Annotated in this window: 13 protein-coding genes, 1 tRNA gene and 1 pseudogene; 5 read left to right on the plus strand and 10 right to left on the minus strand. The window is 69.1% G+C overall.

Annotated features, from left to right (window positions below; translation table 11 throughout):
- The first annotated feature begins 107 nt into the window (after positions 1–107).
- The 3 genes from AC04MI_RS08860 (at position 108) to AC04MI_RS08870 (ending at position 6,569) form a co-directional block, all read left to right on the plus strand.
- Positions 108–2,045, plus strand: coding sequence for an autotransporter assembly complex protein TamA (locus AC04MI_RS08860; protein ID WP_436077646.1), 1,938 nt, complete (start codon positions 108–110; stop codon positions 2,043–2,045).
- Between the two features lie 5 nt (positions 2,046–2,050).
- Positions 2,051–6,439, plus strand: coding sequence for a translocation/assembly module TamB domain-containing protein (locus tag AC04MI_RS08865; protein ID WP_436077874.1), 4,389 nt, complete (start codon positions 2,051–2,053; stop codon positions 6,437–6,439).
- Positions 6,440–6,494: 55 nt separating this feature from the next.
- Positions 6,495–6,569, plus strand: a tRNA-Arg gene (locus AC04MI_RS08870).
- Between the two features lie 120 nt (positions 6,570–6,689).
- Here AC04MI_RS08870 and AC04MI_RS08875 read toward each other — a convergent pair.
- Both AC04MI_RS08875 and AC04MI_RS08880 read right to left on the minus strand, forming a co-directional pair.
- On the minus strand, positions 6,690–7,091 hold the full coding sequence (locus tag AC04MI_RS08875; RefSeq protein WP_436077645.1) for a hypothetical protein: 402 nt from the start codon (positions 7,089–7,091) through the stop codon (positions 6,690–6,692).
- 137 nt (positions 7,092–7,228) lie between these two features.
- A complete protein-coding gene (locus AC04MI_RS08880) occupies positions 7,229–8,131 on the minus strand; it encodes an EamA family transporter (RefSeq protein WP_436077644.1) in 903 nt (300 codons plus the stop codon).
- 100 nt (positions 8,132–8,231) lie between these two features.
- Between AC04MI_RS08880 and AC04MI_RS08885 the strand changes: the two genes are divergently transcribed.
- Positions 8,232–8,723 carry an Lrp/AsnC family transcriptional regulator gene (locus tag AC04MI_RS08885; protein WP_436077643.1) on the plus strand — a complete coding sequence of 164 codons (492 nt, stop codon included), beginning with the start codon at positions 8,232–8,234 and terminating at the stop codon, positions 8,721–8,723.
- 26 nt (positions 8,724–8,749) lie between these two features.
- Here AC04MI_RS08885 and AC04MI_RS08890 read toward each other — a convergent pair whose 3' ends face one another.
- The 3 genes from AC04MI_RS08890 to AC04MI_RS08900 all read right to left on the minus strand — a co-directional run bounded on the left by AC04MI_RS08890 (position 8,750) and on the right by AC04MI_RS08900 (position 12,119).
- Positions 8,750–9,742 carry a 2-dehydropantoate 2-reductase gene (locus AC04MI_RS08890; protein ID WP_436077642.1) on the minus strand — a complete coding sequence of 331 codons (993 nt, stop codon included), beginning with the start codon at positions 9,740–9,742 and terminating at the stop codon, positions 8,750–8,752.
- 228 nt (positions 9,743–9,970) lie between these two features.
- Positions 9,971–11,335 carry an ATP-binding protein gene (locus AC04MI_RS08895; RefSeq protein ID WP_436077641.1) on the minus strand — a complete coding sequence of 455 codons (1,365 nt, stop codon included), beginning with the start codon at positions 11,333–11,335 and terminating at the stop codon, positions 9,971–9,973.
- Between the two features lie 124 nt (positions 11,336–11,459).
- Entirely contained in the window at positions 11,460–12,119 is a 660-nt protein-coding gene (locus AC04MI_RS08900; RefSeq protein ID WP_056066148.1) for a response regulator, read from the minus strand.
- Between the two features lie 215 nt (positions 12,120–12,334).
- Between AC04MI_RS08900 and AC04MI_RS08905 the strand changes: the two genes are divergently transcribed.
- The gene (locus AC04MI_RS08905; protein WP_167514365.1) at positions 12,335–13,366 is read left to right on the plus strand and encodes an ABC transporter substrate-binding protein; all 1,032 of its coding nucleotides are present in this window, start codon (positions 12,335–12,337) and stop codon (positions 13,364–13,366) included.
- A gap of 51 nt (positions 13,367–13,417) precedes the next feature.
- Here AC04MI_RS08905 and AC04MI_RS08910 read toward each other — a convergent pair whose 3' ends face one another.
- From AC04MI_RS08910 to garD, 5 genes and pseudogenes are all read right to left on the minus strand, one after another.
- On the minus strand, positions 13,418–14,941 hold the full coding sequence (locus tag AC04MI_RS08910) for a DegQ family serine endoprotease (protein ID WP_476497646.1): 1,524 nt from the start codon (positions 14,939–14,941) through the stop codon (positions 13,418–13,420).
- Positions 14,942–15,093: 152 nt separating this feature from the next.
- Positions 15,094–16,083 carry a catalase family protein gene (locus AC04MI_RS08915; protein ID WP_436077640.1) on the minus strand — a complete coding sequence of 330 codons (990 nt, stop codon included), beginning with the start codon at positions 16,081–16,083 and terminating at the stop codon, positions 15,094–15,096.
- A 70-nt stretch (positions 16,084–16,153) separates the two neighbouring features.
- Positions 16,154–17,266 (minus strand): aldose epimerase family protein, encoded by a 1,113-nt coding sequence (locus tag AC04MI_RS08920; RefSeq protein ID WP_436077639.1) that lies wholly within the window; start codon positions 17,264–17,266, stop codon positions 16,154–16,156.
- A gap of 9 nt (positions 17,267–17,275) precedes the next feature.
- Entirely contained in the window at positions 17,276–18,205 is a 930-nt protein-coding gene (locus tag AC04MI_RS08925; protein ID WP_436077638.1) for a DMT family transporter, read from the minus strand.
- 83 nt (positions 18,206–18,288) lie between these two features.
- A pseudogene (gene garD / locus AC04MI_RS08930) lies at positions 18,289–19,204 on the minus strand (galactarate dehydratase); the annotation flags it as partial.

A 19,204-nucleotide genomic window follows, 5' to 3' on the forward strand; every position in this document is an offset into this window, starting at 1 on the left:
GTCCGACAGGGAGCGCTTCAGTTTCAGGGCATAGTCGGGGATGAATGGGACAGGCTGGCAGGCTTGTCCGCCCCCCATACGACCTCCCTGACATATCCTTCCGCGCCGTGCCTCTCCGCGTTTTGCGCTCCGCCACCGCTACCACCCCAACGCCGGCCCTGTGGTCGGCGTTGCTGCTTTCCGGCGCACTGTGCCTGAGCGGCTGCAGCCTGCTGCCACGGGCCGACGAGCCCACGACCGGTGACTCGCGCAGCGACATGGCCAGCACCGCCGCCAGCGATGGCGCCGCGTCGTTTGACGTGGTGGTGCGCGCCCCCGACGCGGTGCGCGAGACGCTGGAGCGCCACCTGGAGCTGCAGCGCTTTCGCCAGCTGCCCGACCTGCAGGCCAACGAGCTGCAGCGCCTGCTGGGCGCCACTGATGCCAATGCGCGGGAACTGCTGGGCACCCTGGGCTACTTCGCGCCCACCATCACCGTGGAGCTGACGGAGGCGCAGGAAACCGCCGGTACCCACAAGGGCGCGCCCCGCACCGTCACTGTCACCGTGGAGCCCGGCCCCCAAACCCGCATTGCCCGTGCCGACATCACTGTGGCGGGCACCGACGATGCCGACAAAGACAACCTGGCGCGGCGGCAGCAGCGCTTGCAGCGCAACTGGTCTCTCGCCCCCGGGCAGCCCTTCACCCAATCGGCCTGGGACAACGCCAAGGCCGACGGGCTGCGCCAGCTGCAGGCCCGGCGCTACCCCACGGCCCACATCGCCAACAGCCGGGCAGAGATCGATGCCGACCGGCACGAAGCCCAGCTGGGAGTGAGCTACGACCCCGGCCCCGCCTACCGCTTCGGCCCCTTGCGCGTGCAGGGCAGCCAGCGCTACGACAGCGACGGTGCGCGGCGCCTGGCGCGCCTGCCCACCGGTGCGGTGTATGACGAGGCCGACATGCTGGACGCCCAGCTGCGCCTGGCCAGCAGCGGCTACTACGACGCCGTGTTCCTCACGCTCGATACCGAAGGCACCGACCCGCAGGCCGCCCCCGTGGTGGCCCAGGTGCGCGAGGCCCCGATGCAAAAGCTGGTGTTCGGCCCCGGCTTCTCGACCGACAGCGGCGCACGCCTGTCACTGGAGCACATCCACAACCAGATGCCTGTGCTCGGCTGGCGCGCGGTGACAAAACTCGCACTCGACCGCGAAACCAAGCTCGCCAACACCGAATGGACGGACCTGCCCAACGACAACGGCTGGCGCTGGTTCGCAGGCGGCCAGGTGCTGCGCGAGGCCACGGGCGACTACGACGTCAACAGCGGCCGTCTGCGCGCAGGCCGCAGCAAGAGCACCAAATCCATCGACCGCAATTATTTTTTGCAGTACGACTACGCCAACAGCCAGGGCCTGACCGACAACGCGCGGTCGCCCTCCGACACCAGCACGGCCCTGAGCATCAACTACGGGTGGACGGGCCGCTACTTCAACAGCCTCACCGCCCCCACCCGGGGCCATGGCCTGGCGGTGGAGCTGGGCCTGGGCACCACCCTGCGGCCCGAGCGCGACCCGTTTGTGCGCACCCTGGTGCGGTGGCAGTCCTTCCTCCCCGCAGGCCGCGTGCAGGACGATGCAGGCATCGGCCGCAATGCCCGCGTAGCACTGCGGGCCGAGGCAGGCGCCGTGCTGGCGCGCGAGGGGGCGCAGATCCCCGTCACGCAGCTGTTTGTGACGGGCGGCGACACCACCGTGCGCGGCTATGGCTACCGCAGCATCGGCGCGCGCACCGACAACGGGCAACTCTATGGGGGCCGCTACCTGACCGTGGGCAGCGTGGAGTGGCAGCGCCCCATCGTCTACCAGGGTGCCATGACCGACTGGGAAAGCACGCTGTTTGTGGATGCAGGCGCCGTGGCCGACAAGGTGGGTGACCTGAGCCCGCGCGTGGGCGTGGGTGCCGGTGTGCGCTGGCGCAGCCCCGTGGGCCCGCTGCAGGCCGACCTGGCCTACGGCGTCAAGACCAAGGAAGTGCGGCTGCACTTGCGCCTGGGGTTCAGCTTCTGATGGCAATGAACGCCCCGCACCTTCCCACACCCCGCGCCCGCGCATCGGACTTCAGCGCCGGGTCCTCGTCGGCCCCACGCCCTCCTGCGCCCCGCGCGCCGCGCGTGCTGCGGACTCTGGGCTGGCTGCTGATCGCCCTGGTGGCCCTGCTGCTGGCGGCCAGCGCGCTGCTGTGGTGGTGGGCGGGCAGCGGCACATCACTGGCCACCACGCTGGCCCGCGCGGCGCAATACCTGCCCGCCAACCAGCAACTGGAAAGCCGGGAGGTCAGTGGCTCGCTGCGCAGCGGCGGGCGCATTGGCTGGCTGCGCTGGAGCAGCCCCACCCTGGTGGTGGAAGTGACTGACATCCGCCTGGGCTGGCAGCTGGCCCCCTTGCTGCAGCGCCGCCTGGAGCTGGGCGAGGTGCATGCCGCCCGCGTATTGATCACGCCCCAGCCACGCCCCGCCGACACGCCCGAGCCACCGCCCACGCCCCTCACCGACCTGGTGCTGCCGCTGCAGCTGGGCGCGCCGTTCCGGGTAGACCAGCTGCGGTGGGCCGGCACCCCCGCCGTGGAGGCCCAGGGCCTGGTGGGCGACTACCGGTTTGATGGCCGCCAGCACCGCCTGAACATCGGCGCGGTAGAACTGGCCCAGGGCCATTACAGCGCTCGCGCCACGCTGGACGCACAAGCCCCCATGGCGCTGGATGCCACCGTGGACGGCACCGTGCAAACCGCCGTGCCCGGGGGCGGTGCCGCGCTGCAGGTGGGCGCCCACGCCACGCTACAGGGCACGCTGGCCACCGCCGCCGCCCAATTGCAACTGCAGGCACGCCTGAAGCCCGCACCAACCAGCGAAGCCGCCACACCGCCCGTGGCTGCGCCTGCCAGCAAACCGGGCGCATCCAAATCCCTGCCCCCACGCGCGACCCCTGCGCCTGCGGCCGACCCCATGCAGGCCGACCTGACCGCCACGCTGGCACCGTGGGCACAGCAGCCCCTGCAGTCTGCCAACGCCACGCTGCGTGCCGTCAATCTGGCAGCCCTGTGGCCGCAGGCACCGGTCACGCAACTGCACGGCACGCTGCAAGCCGGGCCGACATCCGGTGGCACAGGCACAGCAGGCTGGAGTCTGCAAGCCGCGCTGCGCAACGACCTGCCCGGCCCCTGGGACACCACCCGCCTGCCGCTGACCGCGCTGGACGCCAGCGCAAGCTATGACGGCACCCGCTGGACCGTTCCCAGCGCCACCCTGCAGGCGGGGGCGGGCAGCATCACCGCACAGGGCCACTACACCCCAGCCACCCACGCCCTGGAGGGCCAAGCCACCCTGCGCGCGCTGCGCCCCGACGCCCTGCACACGCTGCTGGCCGCCGCCCCGCTCTCCGGCCGCGTCACCGCACAAACCCAGGGCGACGCCGTGCGCTTCAGTGCCGACGTGCGGGCAGACACCGGCACGGCGGCGCGTGCAGCAACCGTAAAGACCCCGGGTGCAGCGGGCGCACCGCTGCGCATCAACACCTTCAGCACACAAGGCACCTGGCAGGCCGCCGACGGCGGCACGGTGCGGCTGGACCGCTTGTTGCTGGACGCATTGCAGGCCCGCGTGGAAGCCACCGGGCTGCAGGTCGCACTGGGCACGCAATCTGCGCAAGGCAAGGTCACCCTGGCAGTGCCCGGCGCCACCGCACAGGCACAAGGCACACTGGCCCCGCGCAGCGGCGCTGGCGACCTGCAGCTGCAGTGGGCCGATGCAGCACTCACGCAGCGTTGGCTGGCCGGCCTGCCCGTGGTGGGCACCTCCGTACAGCGCACTCTGCAAGGGGCCAGCGCCCAGGGCGCCGCACAGATCACCGCGCGCTGGAAGGGTGGATGGCAGACGTTGACTGAGCAACTTCAGACTGCCACCGCCAACAGCGCACCCGCCCGCAACCCTGACCGCTTTGATCTGCAGGCCACGCTGAACACCCCCCAGCTGGACCTGACGCTCCCGGCCACCACCAACGCCAGCGGCGGCACATCCGCCGGGCAAGCCCTGCAACTGCGCGCCTTCAAGGCCGAACTGGGCGGCAACCTGGCGCAGGCCACTCTGGCACTGACCGGCGAGGTCCGCACACCCGCGCCCCAGGCCACGCAGGCGGCGGTACAGACTCGCCTTGCCAGCACGATGGTGGGTGCCGGGCAATGGCAGTTGCAAGTCAGTGAACTGCGCCTGCAAGCCCAGGCCGCGCAGCGCCCCGGGCCGTGGACGCTGCAACTGGCAGAGCCCCTGGGCCTGACCGTGCGCACCGGCGCACCTACCCCCAGCGCCCCCCCGTCACCGGCCAGTGGGCGTGCGGCACCATCACCCACCACCACATCCCTCAGCCTGCAGGCATCAGCCGGTCAGGCCCGCGTCACCGGTCCCTTGCCGGGCACCGTCACCCTGCGCTGGTCGCCGGCGCAATGGTCTGCCGCCACCGCACCCAACGCACTCTCGCGCTTGCAAACGCAGGGCACGCTGCAGGGCCTGCCCATGGCCTGGGTGGATGCGCTGGGCCTGGGCGAGACGCCCGCCGCCGCAGGCCAGCCCGCGCAGCCATTGCTTGCGCGCATGGGGCTGGCCAGCAGTATCGTGCTCGACGGGCAATGGAACGTGGACACCACGGGCGACGCCCTGCGCGCCAGCGCCAGCCTGCGCCGCGCCAGTGGCGACCTGCGCATCCTGGCGGGCGATGCCACGGCCGTCACAGCGGGGCAAAGCAGCGGCCAGGGCACCGGCGCCGGAGCCACCACCGTGCTGGCGACTGCGGCCACGCCGCCTGCAGGTGCATCCAGCACATCAAGCGCCCCAGGCACTCCCGCCGGTGTGCGCCAAGCAGAAATCACGGTCACCGCCGAAGGCGACACGCTGCGCGCGCGCCTGCTCTGGGCCAGCGACCGCGCGGGTGAGATCGACGCCACCGCCAGCACGCGCCTGGCCGCCGCCAACACCGCTGCCGCCATCACCTGGCCTGCCGACGCGCCACTGGCYGGCACCTTGCGCGCCCGCCTGCCCGACGTGGGCGTGTGGTCTGCGCTGGCACCACCCGGCTGGCGCGTGCGCGGCACGCTGGACGCCAGTGCGACCTTGTCGGGCACGCGCGATGCGCCGCGCTGGGCGGGCACCCTGGGCGCCGATGACATGGCAGTGAGATCGGTAGTGGACGGCGTGGACCTGCAAGGCGGCCGACTTCGCGCTACGCTGCAGGGCAACCAGCTCAATATCACCGAGTTCCGCCTGCAAGGCGGGCGGGGCAGCAGCGCGCGCATCGCAGGCTTCAGCGGCAACCGCACAGCCGCCGCGCAAGACGGCGGCACGCTGACCGCCACCGGCCGAGTGGCCTGGGGCGACAGCGCCACTACAGGCACGGGCATGTCAGGCATCACCATGTCCCTGCAGGCCGAGGCCAAGGCCTTGCAAGTGCTGGTGCGTGCCGACCGGCAGGTCAGCGTGTCGGGCCAGTTGCAGGCCCAGTTGCAGCAGGGCCAGATCAGCCTGCGCGGCAAGCTCACCACCGACCGCGCCACCATCATCCTGCCGGATGAATCTGCGCCGCGCCTGGGATCAGACGTGGTCGTGCGCTCCGCCGCCAAGGACCGCGAAGACCAGGCCAAGGCCCAGACCGCCGCCAAGGCCAACCAGGTGGCCGCGCAGGCAGAGACCGCCAAGCCGCCCGACATCGCCGTCACCCTCAACCTGGGGCGCGACTTTGCGCTGCAGGGCCAGGGCATCACCACCCGGCTGACCGGCGAGGTGGACATCCGCAGCAGCGCCGTGCCCGGCGCCCCGCCGCGTGTGACCGGCGAGGTGCGCACCGACCAGGGCCGCTACCGCGCCTGGGGCCAGATGCTGGATGTGGAGACAGGCCTCATCCGCTTCAACGGCCCGTACAACAACCCCTCGCTCGACATCCTGGCGCTGCGCCCCAACATCAGCGTGCGCGCGGGCGTGCAGGTCACCGGCAGCGCGCAGGCGCCACGCGTCACGCTGTATTCCGACCCTGAACTGCCCGATGCCGAAAAGCTGTCGTGGGTGGTGCTGGGCCGCAATGCCTCGGCCGGAGGCGCCGAAGCGGCCGTGCTGCAACAGGCCGCCTTGGCGCTGCTGGGCCGCAACGGCGGCCAAAGCCCCACGGCCAACGCCGCCAGCCGCCTGGGCCTGGACGAAATCGGCTTTCGCGGCGCCACCACGGGTGAGGACGCCAGCGCCGCCGCCCTCACCTTCGGCAAGCGCCTGTCCAAAGACCTGTACGTGACATATGAACGCAGCCTGTCGGGCACGCTGGGCACGCTCTACATCTTTTACGACCTCTCCCGCCGCCTCACCCTGCGCGGGCAAACCGGCGAGAAGAGTGCGGTGGACATCATCTACACCGTGAAATACGACTGAGGTCCAGGCGGCCAGAGACGCAGCCGCGCGCCACTACAATGCGCGGCTGCCTTGCCTCCTCGTAGTTCAATGGATAGAACGAGTGCCTCCTAAGCGCTAGATACAGGTTCGATTCCTGTCGAGGGGACCAAATTCACAGCCAAAATGGCGGCAAGCGCTAGTGCAATATGCGCCGGCAGCTATCAAATTTGAAGCAAACTCACACACTACGTACGCTGCACCTGCCAGCCTGTAGTGAGCCCCGAACACCCTACTTCGGGTCTGTCTTGCCTTCCGGCCCTCGCCGGGGCGGCGCAAGGTGTTCTGCGGCCACAGCATCGGCCAAAGGATCATCCGGGCTGACCATGGTGCCCGCTGCGGCACCACCCAGCGCACCGGCGATGCCGCCCAAAGTGCCCCCAACCACCACCCCCACCGGGCCCGCGACGGCCACGCCCACAGCGGCGCCGGCTGCTGCGCCAGCCATCATGCCGCCGCCCATCAAGGCGGAGTGGGCTTCGCGCTCTGCGTCTTCAGGCTCCAACGCGGTCTGTGCGCCGGTCCGGGGATCTTGCGACGGGATTCCGTAGCCGGGGCGCGCTTGCTCGGCCAGGTCTTTGTCCACCGGTGTGGCGGTCGCAGCGGAAGGGATGGGGGTAGTGGCTGGAATCATGATCGGCTCCTTGGACATGGGGCGACGGCGCCAACGGGGTGCCGTCACTGTCCTTTTTTAGCCCTGCAGCTAGGCCGCCCTTGCCAGCCTGCAGACCACACCACTGTCAGGCAATGCGCCGTGCCATGGCACCGCCCTCAGGCCGCCTGCGGTGCCGCGCGGTCTGCAGCAGCGGGCCGGGCAGCAGTCATGGCACTGCCCATCGACGCGGCCATGATGCAGCCAATGGCCAGCCACTGCACCACGCTCAGGTGCTCGCCCAGCAGCGCCATGGCCACCAGTGCAGCCACCGCAGGCTCCATGCTGATCATGATGCCGAAGGCCTCCTTGGGCAGGCGCTTCAGGGCCATCATCTCCAGCGAGATCGGGATGGCGCTGGACACCGCAGCCACCGCCACGCCAATGAGCAGCACGGCGGGCGACAAGAGCGCCGCGCCCGTATGCACCACGCCCACCGGCACCACCACCAGCGCGGCCACCAGCAGGCCCAGCGATACGGAATGCCCCGCGTGCAGATGTCCGGCGCGCTTGCCGAACACGATGTACAGCCCCCAGAACACGGCCGCGCCCAGGGCGTAGAAGACGCCCACCGGGTCCAGCGTGCTGCCGTTGAGCCCCAGCGGCAGCAGCATGCCCAGACCCGCGATAGCCAGCGCCACCCACACAAAATCCACCGCGCGACGCGACGACCAGATCGCCACGGCCAGCGGCCCGGCGAACTCGATGGCCACCGCCAGGCCAAACGGCAGGGTGCGCAGCGACATGTAGAACATGAGGTTCATGCCCCCCAGCGCCGCGCCGTACAGCATGACGGCCCGCGCATCGGCGCGCGACAGGTGCCAGCGCCAGGGCCGCCACAGCAGCAGCACCAGCAGCGCCGAAAAACCCACGCGCACGGCGGTGGTGCCCTGCGCCCCTACCACCGGAAACAGCCAGTGCTTGGCCCACGAGGTGCCAATGCCCAACGCGGTGACGGAACCCAGCACGGCCAGGAAGGGGAAGAACCGGTGCAGAAGAGAACGGAGGGGGGAAGCGCTCATGGGCTGAAAATATAGTGCGACCCCAGCGTGCTTTTGGCTCGAATTTCGGGGCTTGCGCGCAACTTTCGCTCACCCTGAGACCCCGTTCCAAGGAACCTCCATGGCCACCCCGGCAGCACTTGACCGCTTCGACCTCGCGATCCTCGACATCCTGCAGGCCGACAACACCACGCCCCAGCGCGCGATTGCGCAGGCGGTGAACCTGTCGGCGCCTGCGGTACAGCGGCGCATTCAGCGGCTCAAGGACAGCGGCGTGATCCGCGCCAACGTGGCCATGCTGGACCCGGTGAAGGTGGGCAAGCCGCTGACCATCGTGCTGGAGGTGCACCTGGACAACGAGCGCCCCGACCGCACCGCCCCGCTGCGCGCGCGCATTGCGGCGGAAGACGCGGTGCAGCAGTGCTACAGCGTGACGGGCGAGGCAGACTACCTGCTGGTGGTGAACGTGGCGTCGATGGCGGACTACGAGGCGCTGACGCGGCGGCTGTTTGAGGGGGACGACAACATCAAGCGCTTTCGGACCTCGGTGGCGCTGGCCAGCCTCAAGACCGGGCTGCGCGTGCCGCTGGACAGCGCAGCACCCGCGGCCTGATCAACGGTCACAACCCAACTCCAGACTCACAGCCCCAGCATCTGGCGCATCTGCTTGCCCGTGAGGCGCTGGCGCGGGCCGCCCAGCAGCTCGCACATGCGCGCATTGAGCGTTGCCGCCATGCCCCGTTGCGCCGCCAGCCGCACCACGGCGCCGCACAGCGCGTCGATCTCCGTCACGCGCCCGGCCTCCAGGTCGTCCCACATCGACGAGCGGGCCGTGGCGTCGATCTGCAGCATGCGCTTTGCCAGTCGTGTGAACAGCCAGTTGGGCAGGCGCAGCACATGGGGCAGCAGCGTGGGCGACACGGCGGTGACCTGGGCGGGCGTGATGCCCGCGCGCGCCATCACGCGCAGCGCCTCGGTCTGCAGCGCAGCAAAAACACGGCGGCAGTCGCGGTCCAGCAGCTCTTGCCGCAGGGGCAGGTTGGACAGCGCATTGACCGGGTTGTTGAGGTTGAGCAGCAGCTTGCCCCACTGCACCGCGCGGATGTCTGGCGGCAGTGTGGTGGCCAGGCCGGCGGCGTTGAACAGGGGCGCGATGCGCTCCGTGACCGCGTCGCGCTGCAGCTGCAGATGGCCTGCGGTGGCGCGGTGCACCTGCGCGCCGCGCAGCACCACGTTGTAGGGCACCATGCCCGCCAGCACGTTCAGGCCGGGCGCCAAGGCAGCGATGCGGGCCACGTTGTCCACGCCGTTTTGCAGCGAGATCACCGGTGTGCCGGGCGCACAGGTCGCCGCCAGCTCGCGCGCGGCAGACTCGGTGGCGCCGCTTTTGACGCACAGCAGGATGATGCTGTCGGCACCGGGCGCGGCGTCGGCCAGCGTGGCAGCCAGTTGCAGTGCGGACGTGGGCACGGTGCGGTCAAAGCCGTCCAGGTCAGTGACCTGAAGACCGCGGAGCGCGATGGGCTCCAGCGCATGCGGCCGCCCCACCAGGCACACCGGCTGGCCATGTGCGGCCAGGCGCCCACCCACATAACAACCAATGGCGCCTGCGCCCAAAACGATGAAGTTCATGCCGATGCGTGTGTACGGTGATGGAAGTGGACGCAGGCGGACCAGGAACCGGCACAGCCTGCGCGCTACCCCCGCATTGTGCGGGGCAGGCCCCTTGCGGCGTGGCGCGCACGTGACGAGGCGCTTTGAAGCACTCTGCGGGTGCTTTTGAGGTATTTTGAGCCGATAGCGCTAGTGCAATATTCCTGGACAGCTATGCAATTAATAGCAAACAGGGCATCACACAGCTCAGGGCTTGGCAGCCGCAAACCGCACGGTCACCCGCAAGCCGCCCAGGCGCGCCGAGCTGTCCAGCGCCACGGTGGCGCCATGGCTTTGGGCGATGGCCTGCACGATGGCCAGACCCAGACCGCTGCCGGGCGCACCGTCGGCGGTGACGCGCACAAACCGCTGCATGGCCCGCTCGCGGTGCTCGGGGGCGATGCCGGGGCCGCTGTCTTCCACGGTGAGCACGGCGTGGTCGCCCTCGCGGCGCACCTGCAGGTCCACCTGGCCGCCGGGCGGGCTGTATTTGATGGCGTTGTCCAGCAGATTGCGGGCCAGCATGCGCAGGGCCTCGGCATTGCCGGTGACGGTGGCGGCGTCCGATTCAAGTAGGCCTACATCCATGCTGCGCGCCTGGGCAGCGGGGGCCACGTCGGCCAGCGCCAGTTGCGCCGTGGCGCGCAGGTCCACCGGATCGTTGACGGCCGTGCTGGCCTCCTGCCGGGCCAGGGTCAGCAGCTGCTCGACCAGCCGCGTGGCGCGCTCGATGCCGGCCGACAGGCGTTCGATGGCGGCCGCCCGCGCGGCGTCGTCGCCCGCACGTTGCAGGCCCTGCAGTTGCAGGCGCAGTGCGGCCAGGGGGGAGCGCAGCTCGTGCGCGGCGTCGGCCACAAAGTGCTGCTGCGCCTCGAACGCGTGCTGCACGCGCTCGAACAGCAGGTTGAGTTCGCTCACCAGCGGCTGCACCTCATCGGGCAGTTGTGCATCGCTCACGGGCGACAGGTCGTCGGCCTGGCGCTTTGCCAGCTGGCGGCGCACGCGTTCCACCGGGGCCAGCGACCGGCTCACGCCCCACCACACGGCCAGCACCAAGAGCGGCGCCATGATGGCCAGCGGCGCCAGCGTGCGCAGCGCCAGGCTGCGGGCCATGTCTCGCCGCGCAGCCATGTTCTGCGCCACCTGGATGACTTGCGAGCGCGTCTGCATCGAGAACACCCGGTAGGTGCCGCCACGCGCCTGCACGTTGGTGAAGCCCAGCACGGCAATCTGTGGCAGGGCGGCGCCCACGGCCGATTCAAAAATGCGCAGGCCTTCGTTGGTCCACACCTGCACGATGAACTCGTGATTCTCGTCCTCGGGGTCCAGGCCCGGGCCCAGGCCTTGGGCATCCACCGGCAGACCCGAGCGCAAAGCCAGCGCCGTCTGCTGCATGTGGTAGTCGAACAGCGCATCGGCCTCTTCCAGCGCCCCCCGGTAGGCCAGTGCGCCCTGCACTGCGCCTGCCAGCACGATGGCAGCCAGCAAAAACATCAGCAGCCGCATGCGCAGCGAGCGCGGGAGCATGGACTGCAGCGCGCTGCGCCAGGAGGTGGTTGGCACGTTCTTCATCTCTATCCATCCATCCCCGCCGCATGCTCAGGGCGGGAGATTGCGCGGGGGCAGCCAGCAAGGGCCGCCCCGCAGCAAAGGCTGTCGTCCCCTTGGGGGGAAGCGGCGAAGCCGCTCAGGGGGGTCATGCCTTCGGCACGAGGTAGCCCACCCCGCGCACGTTCAGCACCAACTCGGGCCCCAGCTTTTTGCGCAAGCCGTGGATGTAGACCTCCACCGCGTTGCTGCTCACCTCGTCGCCCCAGCCGTAGAGTTTGTCCTCCAGCTGCTGGCGCGACAGCACCATGCCGGGGCGGGCAATGAGCGGCTCCAGCACCGCCCATTCGCGCCCCGACAGCACCACGGGCGTGCCGCGCACGGTGACCTCGCGCGTGGCGGGGTTGATGCTGACGCCCTGGTGTTCATACACCGGCTCGGCACGGCCCGCTGCGCGGCGCAGCAGGGCACGGATGCGGGCCAGCAGCTCGTCCAGGTCATAGGGCTTGAGCACGTAGTCGTCGGCCCCGGCATCCAGCCCCTCGATGCGCTGCGCCACGGCATCGCGCGCGGTGGCCACCAGCACGGGGGTGCGGTTCTTGCGGGCGCGCAGGTCGCGCAGCACGGTCAGACCATCGCGTTGGGGCAGGCCCAGGTCCAGCAGCACCAGGTCATACGCCTGGGTGCGCAGGGCCGTGTCGGCCGCGTCGCCATCGCGCGCCCAGTCCACCGCGTACTGCTCGGCGCGCAGCAGGTCCAGCACGGCTTCACCGATCATGGAATCGTCTTCAACAAGCAGCAGGCGCATGGCAAGGGGGCAGAAAGGTCGGTCGGTCAGAAGTGCAGGAAATGGGCTGGCTGCCAAGGATAGCGGCGGCATGGGCGCTGGCGCAGCACCGGGTTGCCAGAACGACTTAAATTTGACACATCACTGTCACAATGAAAGCGCCACGCGCACACCGTCCGCCCCAGGGGCCGGGCCACCACCACAAAACACAAGGAGCAAGACCGATGGCGATTCCGATGGCATTCCCCCCTCTCCACCACGTTGCTGCGGCCGTTGCGCTGGCCGCACTGGCTTCCACTAGCGCCCAGGCCCAGGGCGTGGTCAACGCGCTGTGCAGCACCGACGCGCCTTGGTGCGAAGCGGCCGCCAAGGAGTTCACCCGCAAGACGGGCATCAAGGTGAACCAGGCCCACAAGGGCACGGGCGAGATTGCCGCGCAGCTGCGCGCCGAGGCCAACAACCCCAAGACCGACATCTGGTGGGGCGGCACGGGCGACCCCTTCTTGCAGGCGGCGGAGCAAGGCCTGCTGGCCGAATACCGCCCCGCCTATCTGCATGACCTGCATGGCTGGAGCGTGCGCCAGTACGCCATGTCGGGCCACCAGGTGGGGGGCTTTTACAGCTCGGCTATCGGCTTTGGCTACAACACCGAAACGCTCAAGAAGAAAAAGCTGCCGGAGCCGCAGTGCTGGTCCGACGTGATCAAGCCTGCCTACAAGGGCGAGGTGGAAATCTCGCACCCTGCCTCCAGCGGCACGGCCTACACCGTGATTGCGGGGCTGGTGCAGCTGATGGGCGAAGACAAGGCGTTCGACTACCTCAAGGCCCTGCACAAGAACACCACCACCTACACCCGCAGCGGCCAGGCACAGGCGCCCAATGTGGCCAAGGGCGAGGTGGGTGTGGGCATCACCTTCATGTTCAACTTTGAAAAATGGAAGGCCGACAAGTACCCGGTGAAAACCCAGGCGCCTTGTGAAGGCACCAGCTACGAGGTGGGCGGCATTGCGCTGGTCAAGGGCGCGCGCAACATGGACAACGCCAAAAAGTACTACGACTGGCTGATGAGCCCCGAAGGCCAGGCCGTGGGCGCCCAGGTGGGCAGCTACCAGGTGCCCGCCAACAAGACCTTCAAGATGGACCCGCGCATCCCGACGCTGGACAACGTGAAGCTTATCAAATACGACTTCGAGAAATACGGCAAGGCCGCCGAGCGCCGGCGCCTGATCGACCGCTGGACCAAGGAAGTGGAGGCGCTGCCGCGCTGATGTGCAGCGCCTGCCGCAGGGACAGAGCCGACGGCAGGCGCAGGCCATGGATCAGCCCAGGCGCACGGGCACAAAGATCTTGTCGCCGTCGCGCTCAATCAGCAGCGCCACTGACTTGCCCGCCTTGGCCATGGCGGCACGCACCTGCGTGATGTCCTTGATGGGCGCGCCGTTGATGGCCAGCAGCACGTCGCCCGGCTGCACACCGGCCGCAGCGGCGGGGCCGCGCGCCTGCTCGATGACCAGGCCCTCATTGAGGCCTGCCGCGCGCCGCTCCTGCGGGTCCAGCGGACGCAATGACAGGCCCAGTTGGCCCTTGCCCACGGCATCGTCGTTGCGCGCCTGCTTGATCGCCTTGTCGCTGGCGTCGCCCAGGGTGGCCGTCAGCTCCAGCGGCTTGCCCTGGCGCCACACCGACAGCTTGGCCTGTTGGCCCGGCTGCGCCTGGCCCACCCAGGCGGGCAGGTCGCCCGAGGCGACGATGGGCTGGCCGTCCACCTKGCGGATCACGTCGCCCGCCTKCAGGCCGGCCTTCTCTGCGGGGCTGCCCTTGCTGACGCTGGCCACCAGCGCGCCTTCGGGCTTGTCGAGGTTGAACGACTCGGCAAACGCCTGGTTCACCTCTTGCACGGCCACGCCCAGCTGTGCGTGGCGCACCTTGCCGGTGGCAACAATCTGGTCTTTGATCTTGGCCGCCAGCTCGATCGGGATGGAGAACGACACCCCTTGGTAGCCACCCGAGCGGCTGTAGATCTGCGAGTTGATGCCGACCACTTCACCGCGCGCATTGAACAAAGGCCCGCCCGAATTGCCAGGGTTCACCGCSACATCGGTCTGGATGAAGGGCACSAGGCTGTCRTCGGGCAGCGAGCGGCCCTTGGCGCTSACSACRCCSGCCGTCACSSTGYTYTCRAAGCCRAAGGGCGAGCCGATGGCCAGCACCCATTCACCCACCTGCAGGTCGCGTGTGCTGCCCAGGCGCACGGTGGGCAGGTTCTTGGCGTCGATCTTGAGCACGGCCACGTCGGTCTTGGGGTCAGAGCCCAGCACCTTGGCGCGGAACTCGCGGCGGTCGGTGAGCTTGACGATGACTTCGCTGGCACCCTTGACCACATGGGCGTTGGTCAGCACCAGGCCATCGGGGCTGACGATGAAGCCGGAGCCCTGGCCGTGCGTGGGTACGTTGGGCTGGGCCTGTGGCCCCATGCCGCCCGGAAAACCGAACTGGCGGAAGAACTGGTAGAACGGATCGTTCGGGTCCATCTGAGGCGCCCGGCCCTGGCGCGCGGCGGGCTGGCCTTCGTCTTCGCCGTCGTCATCGGCCATAGCGGCCTTGGTGCTGCCCGTCACGCTGATATTGACCACTGCAGGGCCGTTTTGCGCGGTGATCTGCGCGAAGCTGGGCAAGGCCCCGCCAGGGGCGGCGGGCGTCTGGGCCACGAGGGCGGGAGGCGGAGTCAATGCGCGGGCCTGGTGCCCGGTGATGAGGCCTGCGCCCGTCGCACCCACCGCACCGGCGGCCACCAGGGCCAGGATGAGGCGGCGGGGGGTGGAGGTGAGCGGTGTCGTGTTCATGGTGTGGTGCCTTTCCAATCGGAGTTGCGATGGAGGGCAGTGTGGGCACCAACACTTAGACGAAACTTAGAAGCTGTTCAAAGTCCCTTTTTGCTTTTCTGAGTCATGTGAGAGCCTCCTCACGAAGCGCCCCGGTCGCTGCACCCCGCAGGTCACGCGGCGCCACGGCCTTTCTGGCTCTCGAAATACACCACCTTGCGGGCCCGCATCACGTCGCCCAGAGGCCGATGCGCAGCCAGCGCCTGCCAGGGGTCGAACACAGCGGCCTCCACCTCGGCGGCCAGGGCTGCATCGGCGGCAGGGTCCTGCCGCGGCAGGGTGAGCCGGGCCACGGTGGTGTAGGGCGTGGGCCAGTCCACGCTGGCATCCTCAATCGGGGTGGTGGCCTCGTCCACGAACGGCTGCAGCTGCAGGTCCCACTGCAGGTCTTGCTGGCGCAGGCGGCCGGAGAATTCGGCATCCCAGTCGTGCTGTACCTGCCTGACGGGCGCGCCGTTGGATGCATGGGGCACGAGGCGCACACGCACGGCATAGGGCCCGCAGGCAATGGGCGCAGCGCTGAACATGGCATGCGATGCAAAGCCGCCAAAGGGCCGTCCAAAGGTCTTGACCGTCTTGGCGATCTGCCGGGCCGCACCCAGCAAGCCATGGCGCTGCACCAGGAACTTGATCAGCGCGCCGCCGCCGTGCGACGCAGCGACCACAAAATCCACAAACTCTGCGCTCTGGGGGAAGGCGAACTTTTCCTGGTTGATGAGCAGGAAGTCCTGGCTTTTTGCGGGCCCGTTGCCCAAGGCAGAGTCGCCCTGCACGCCCCGTACACTTATCGCAAAGCCCCGGATGTCGGGCTTGTGGTCCGCCGCCTTGTCCATGCCGCCGTTGCTCAGCCGCACCCGCACGTCGTACTGCGCCGGCCGCGCGAACAAGCCCTGGGCCGCAAACGTGGGCAGTTCGCCCAGCACCTCCAGGCGGCCATACGCGGCGGTCAGCTGCTTGCGGTGCAGCCCCCGCCCGGCGCCGTATTTTTGCGACTTGCGCGCCTGCAGCTCGGCAAACTGGCGCGCATAGCCCGCAAAGCGCTGCGCTTCATCGGGTGCCACCACTTCTTTCCACTGGGTGCTGGGGGCGTTGGACATGTGCATGAGCCACCTCGGTTAAAAGCCAGGCGGCATGGTAGCGCGGCACGGGCTTGCCAGACCACCCCACAAGCGATCAGCCACTGATAAAGCGGTACACGATGGCGCCCCGTACCACTTCGCCTGGCAGCCACCAGCGCACCGGAAAGCCCGCGTGGTTGGGCGCATCCGGGTACTCCATGGGCTCCAGGCAGATACCGTCGCCCGGCTGCCACAGCCAGCCGCCCTGCCCCACTCCACGCCCACGGTCCCGCGCGGGGTCGGCCTTGAGGCCGTGGCCTGCATACACCTGCACACCCGGGGCGGTGCTCCACACCTCCATCGCGCGGCCGCTCACCGGTTCGCCCAGCAGCGCGGCCAGGCGCAGGCCCGGTGGCGTGATGGATGACGAGGGAGGGGCAAGGGGTGCCGCCTGGTCGTCCAGCACCAGGTAGTGGTCCAGCCCGCCCGCCACGGCCAGCTGCTCATGGGGGGTTGCGATGGCATCCGCCACAGCACGGGCTTGGCGGAAGTCGAACGGCGTGCCCTGTACGGCCGCCAGCGCGCCGGTGGGGCACACATCGGCCGCCAGGGGCACATAGCGGCTGGCGGGCACCTGCAGGGTGTGGCCGTGGGTGCTGCCCTGGCCTGCCAGGTTGAAGAACGCATGCCCCGTGAGGTTGAGCACCGTAGGGGCATGGAGCACCTTGGCCGTCCAGGCCATGTGCAACGCGTTGTCCGCTGTGACCTGCAGGTGGAGCTGCAGGCGCACCGTGCCGGGCACCCCGTCGTCCTCGGTGCGGAAGGTGTGGCTCATGGTCAGTGCATCAGCCTGCACGTGTTCCACCGCGAACACCTGGAAGCGGCTGCCGAGCGGGCCGCCGTGGTGATGGTGTGGCCCGCTGTTAGTGGGCAGTTGCTGGCGCGATCCATCCGGCAGGGTCAGCGTGCCCGCACGCAGCCGCCCCGCCCAGCGGCCAATGAGTGCGCCCATGGAGAGCTGCCCGTCCAGGTAGCTCTGCAGGCTGTCGTAGCCCAGCGCCACATCGGCCAGACCGCCCTGCCCATCGGGGACCGCCACCTGCACCAGGCGGGCGCCATAGTTGCTCACGGCCACCTGCAGCCCGCCGGGGCTGCGCAGGGTGAAAAGATCGGTGCGCTGGCCGTGCAGCGCGTGTTGAAACGCTTCGCGGGAAAGTATGAAAGCCATGGGCCGAGTCTATTTGGTGGCGCTGGCCGTATCGCGCGTGACCAGCCAGATGCCCACACACACCAGCACCAGGGCCAGCAGGTTCTTCCACTCCCACAGCGCCTCGCCCAAAAACAATGCCGACAGCGCCGCGCCAAAGATCGGCACGGTGAAGTTGAACACCGTGACCTGGCTCACGCGGTTATGTTTGAGCAAAATGCTCCACAGCGAGAACGCGGCCGACGACAGCAGCGCCAGGTACACCAGCAGCAGCGCAGAGCCCCAGGTGAAGCCCGTGAGCGATCCCTCCAGCGCCCAGCCAATGGCCAACAACGCCACGCCGCCCAGGCCCAGCTGCCAGCCCGTCATCACGACGGAATCCATGCGCTGCGACACCTGCTTGCCGTAGATGCTGGCCGCGGCCAGCACGAGGGCGGCGATCACCACAAAGCCTTCGCCCAGCAGCGTGAAGTCCAGGTCCAGCGCGCCGCGCCCCAGGTTCACCACCATCACGCCCGCAAAGCCCACCAGGCAGCCCCACAGCTTGGCGTGGCTGAGGCGGTCGTTGTGATAGACCCAGTGCGCCAGCAGCACGCTGAAAAACGTGCCGGTGGCGTTCATGATGGAGCCCTTGACGCCCGTGGTGTGTGCCAGGCCTATGTAGAAGAACACGTACTGCAACGTGGTCTGTGCCAGCCCCAGTGCCATCAGCTGCCGCCCTGCTGTGAAGCCCAAGCCCCAGATGGCCTTGCGCGTGGCTACAGCCCAGGCCAGCAGGATCAGCCCTGCGCCCAGAAACCGCCAGCCCGCGAATACGAGCTGCGTGGGGATGTCATTGCGTGAGATGCCGAACCAGGCGTACCCGGTCTTGATGGCGGGGTACGAGCTGCCCCAGAGCAGGCAGCACAGCAGCGCCAGCGCCACCACAACCTTGCGGTCAGAAAATCGGGAATGCCCCATGAGATGCGGTCTTTCAAGGACAACAGCCCTTGCAGGCAAGGGCTGTTGAAGGGGGAACACAAAGGGCCAGGGCCCGGCAGGGTTTAGGTGACGGGCGCCGGGTTGAACAGCACCAGCGCGTTGTGCAGTTGCCACTGCTCGGCCCAGGTCTTCTTGCGACCGCTGGCCACGTCGAGCAGCAGGTGGAACATCTCCCATCCCAGCTGTTCGATCGTGGCCTCACCATCGGCGATCTTGCCGGCGTTGATGTCCATCAGGTCGTGCCAGCGGCGCGCCAGATCAGTGCGCGTCGCGACCTTGACCACAGGGCACTCGGCCAGACCGTAGGGTGTGCCCCGGCCGGTGGTGAACACRTGCAGGTTCATGCCGGCAGCCAGTTGCAGCGTGCCGCAGATGAAGTCGCTGGCGGGCGTGGCGGCGTACACCAGGCCGCGCTGGTCGCGGCGCAGCTTCTCGCCCGGGGCCAGCACATGCGCAATGGGCGCGGTGCCGCTCTTGATGATGGAGCCCATGGCCTTCTCGGCGATGTTGGACAAGCCACCCGCCTTGTTGCCCGGCGTGGTGTTGGCCGCGCGGTCCACGCGGCCCCGGTCCAGATAGCGGTCGTACCAGCCCAGTTCGCGCACGATAGCGTCAGCCACTTCGGGCGTGGCTGCGCGGCTGGTGAGCTGCTCCACGGCGTCGCGCACCTCGGTGTTCTCGCTGAACATCACGGTGGCGCCGGCGCGCACCAGCAGGTCGGCGCAAAAACCCACGGCGGGGTTGGCGGTGACGCCCGAGAACGCATCGCTGCCACCACACTGCACGCCCAGCACCAGCTCGCTGGCGGGGATGGTCTCGCGGYGGCGGGCGTTCAGGCGCTCCAAGTGGGGCCGCGCGCTTTGCACGATGTGGTCGAGCATGGACATGAAGCCCACATGCTCGTCGGCCTGCAGGCACACCGTCTCGGGGCCCAGCGCCGCGTCGCGCTCGTCGGTGATGGGGAAGCTGCCCGGGGGC

The sequence above is a fragment of the Acidovorax sp. LjRoot204 genome, assembly GCF_056175785.1.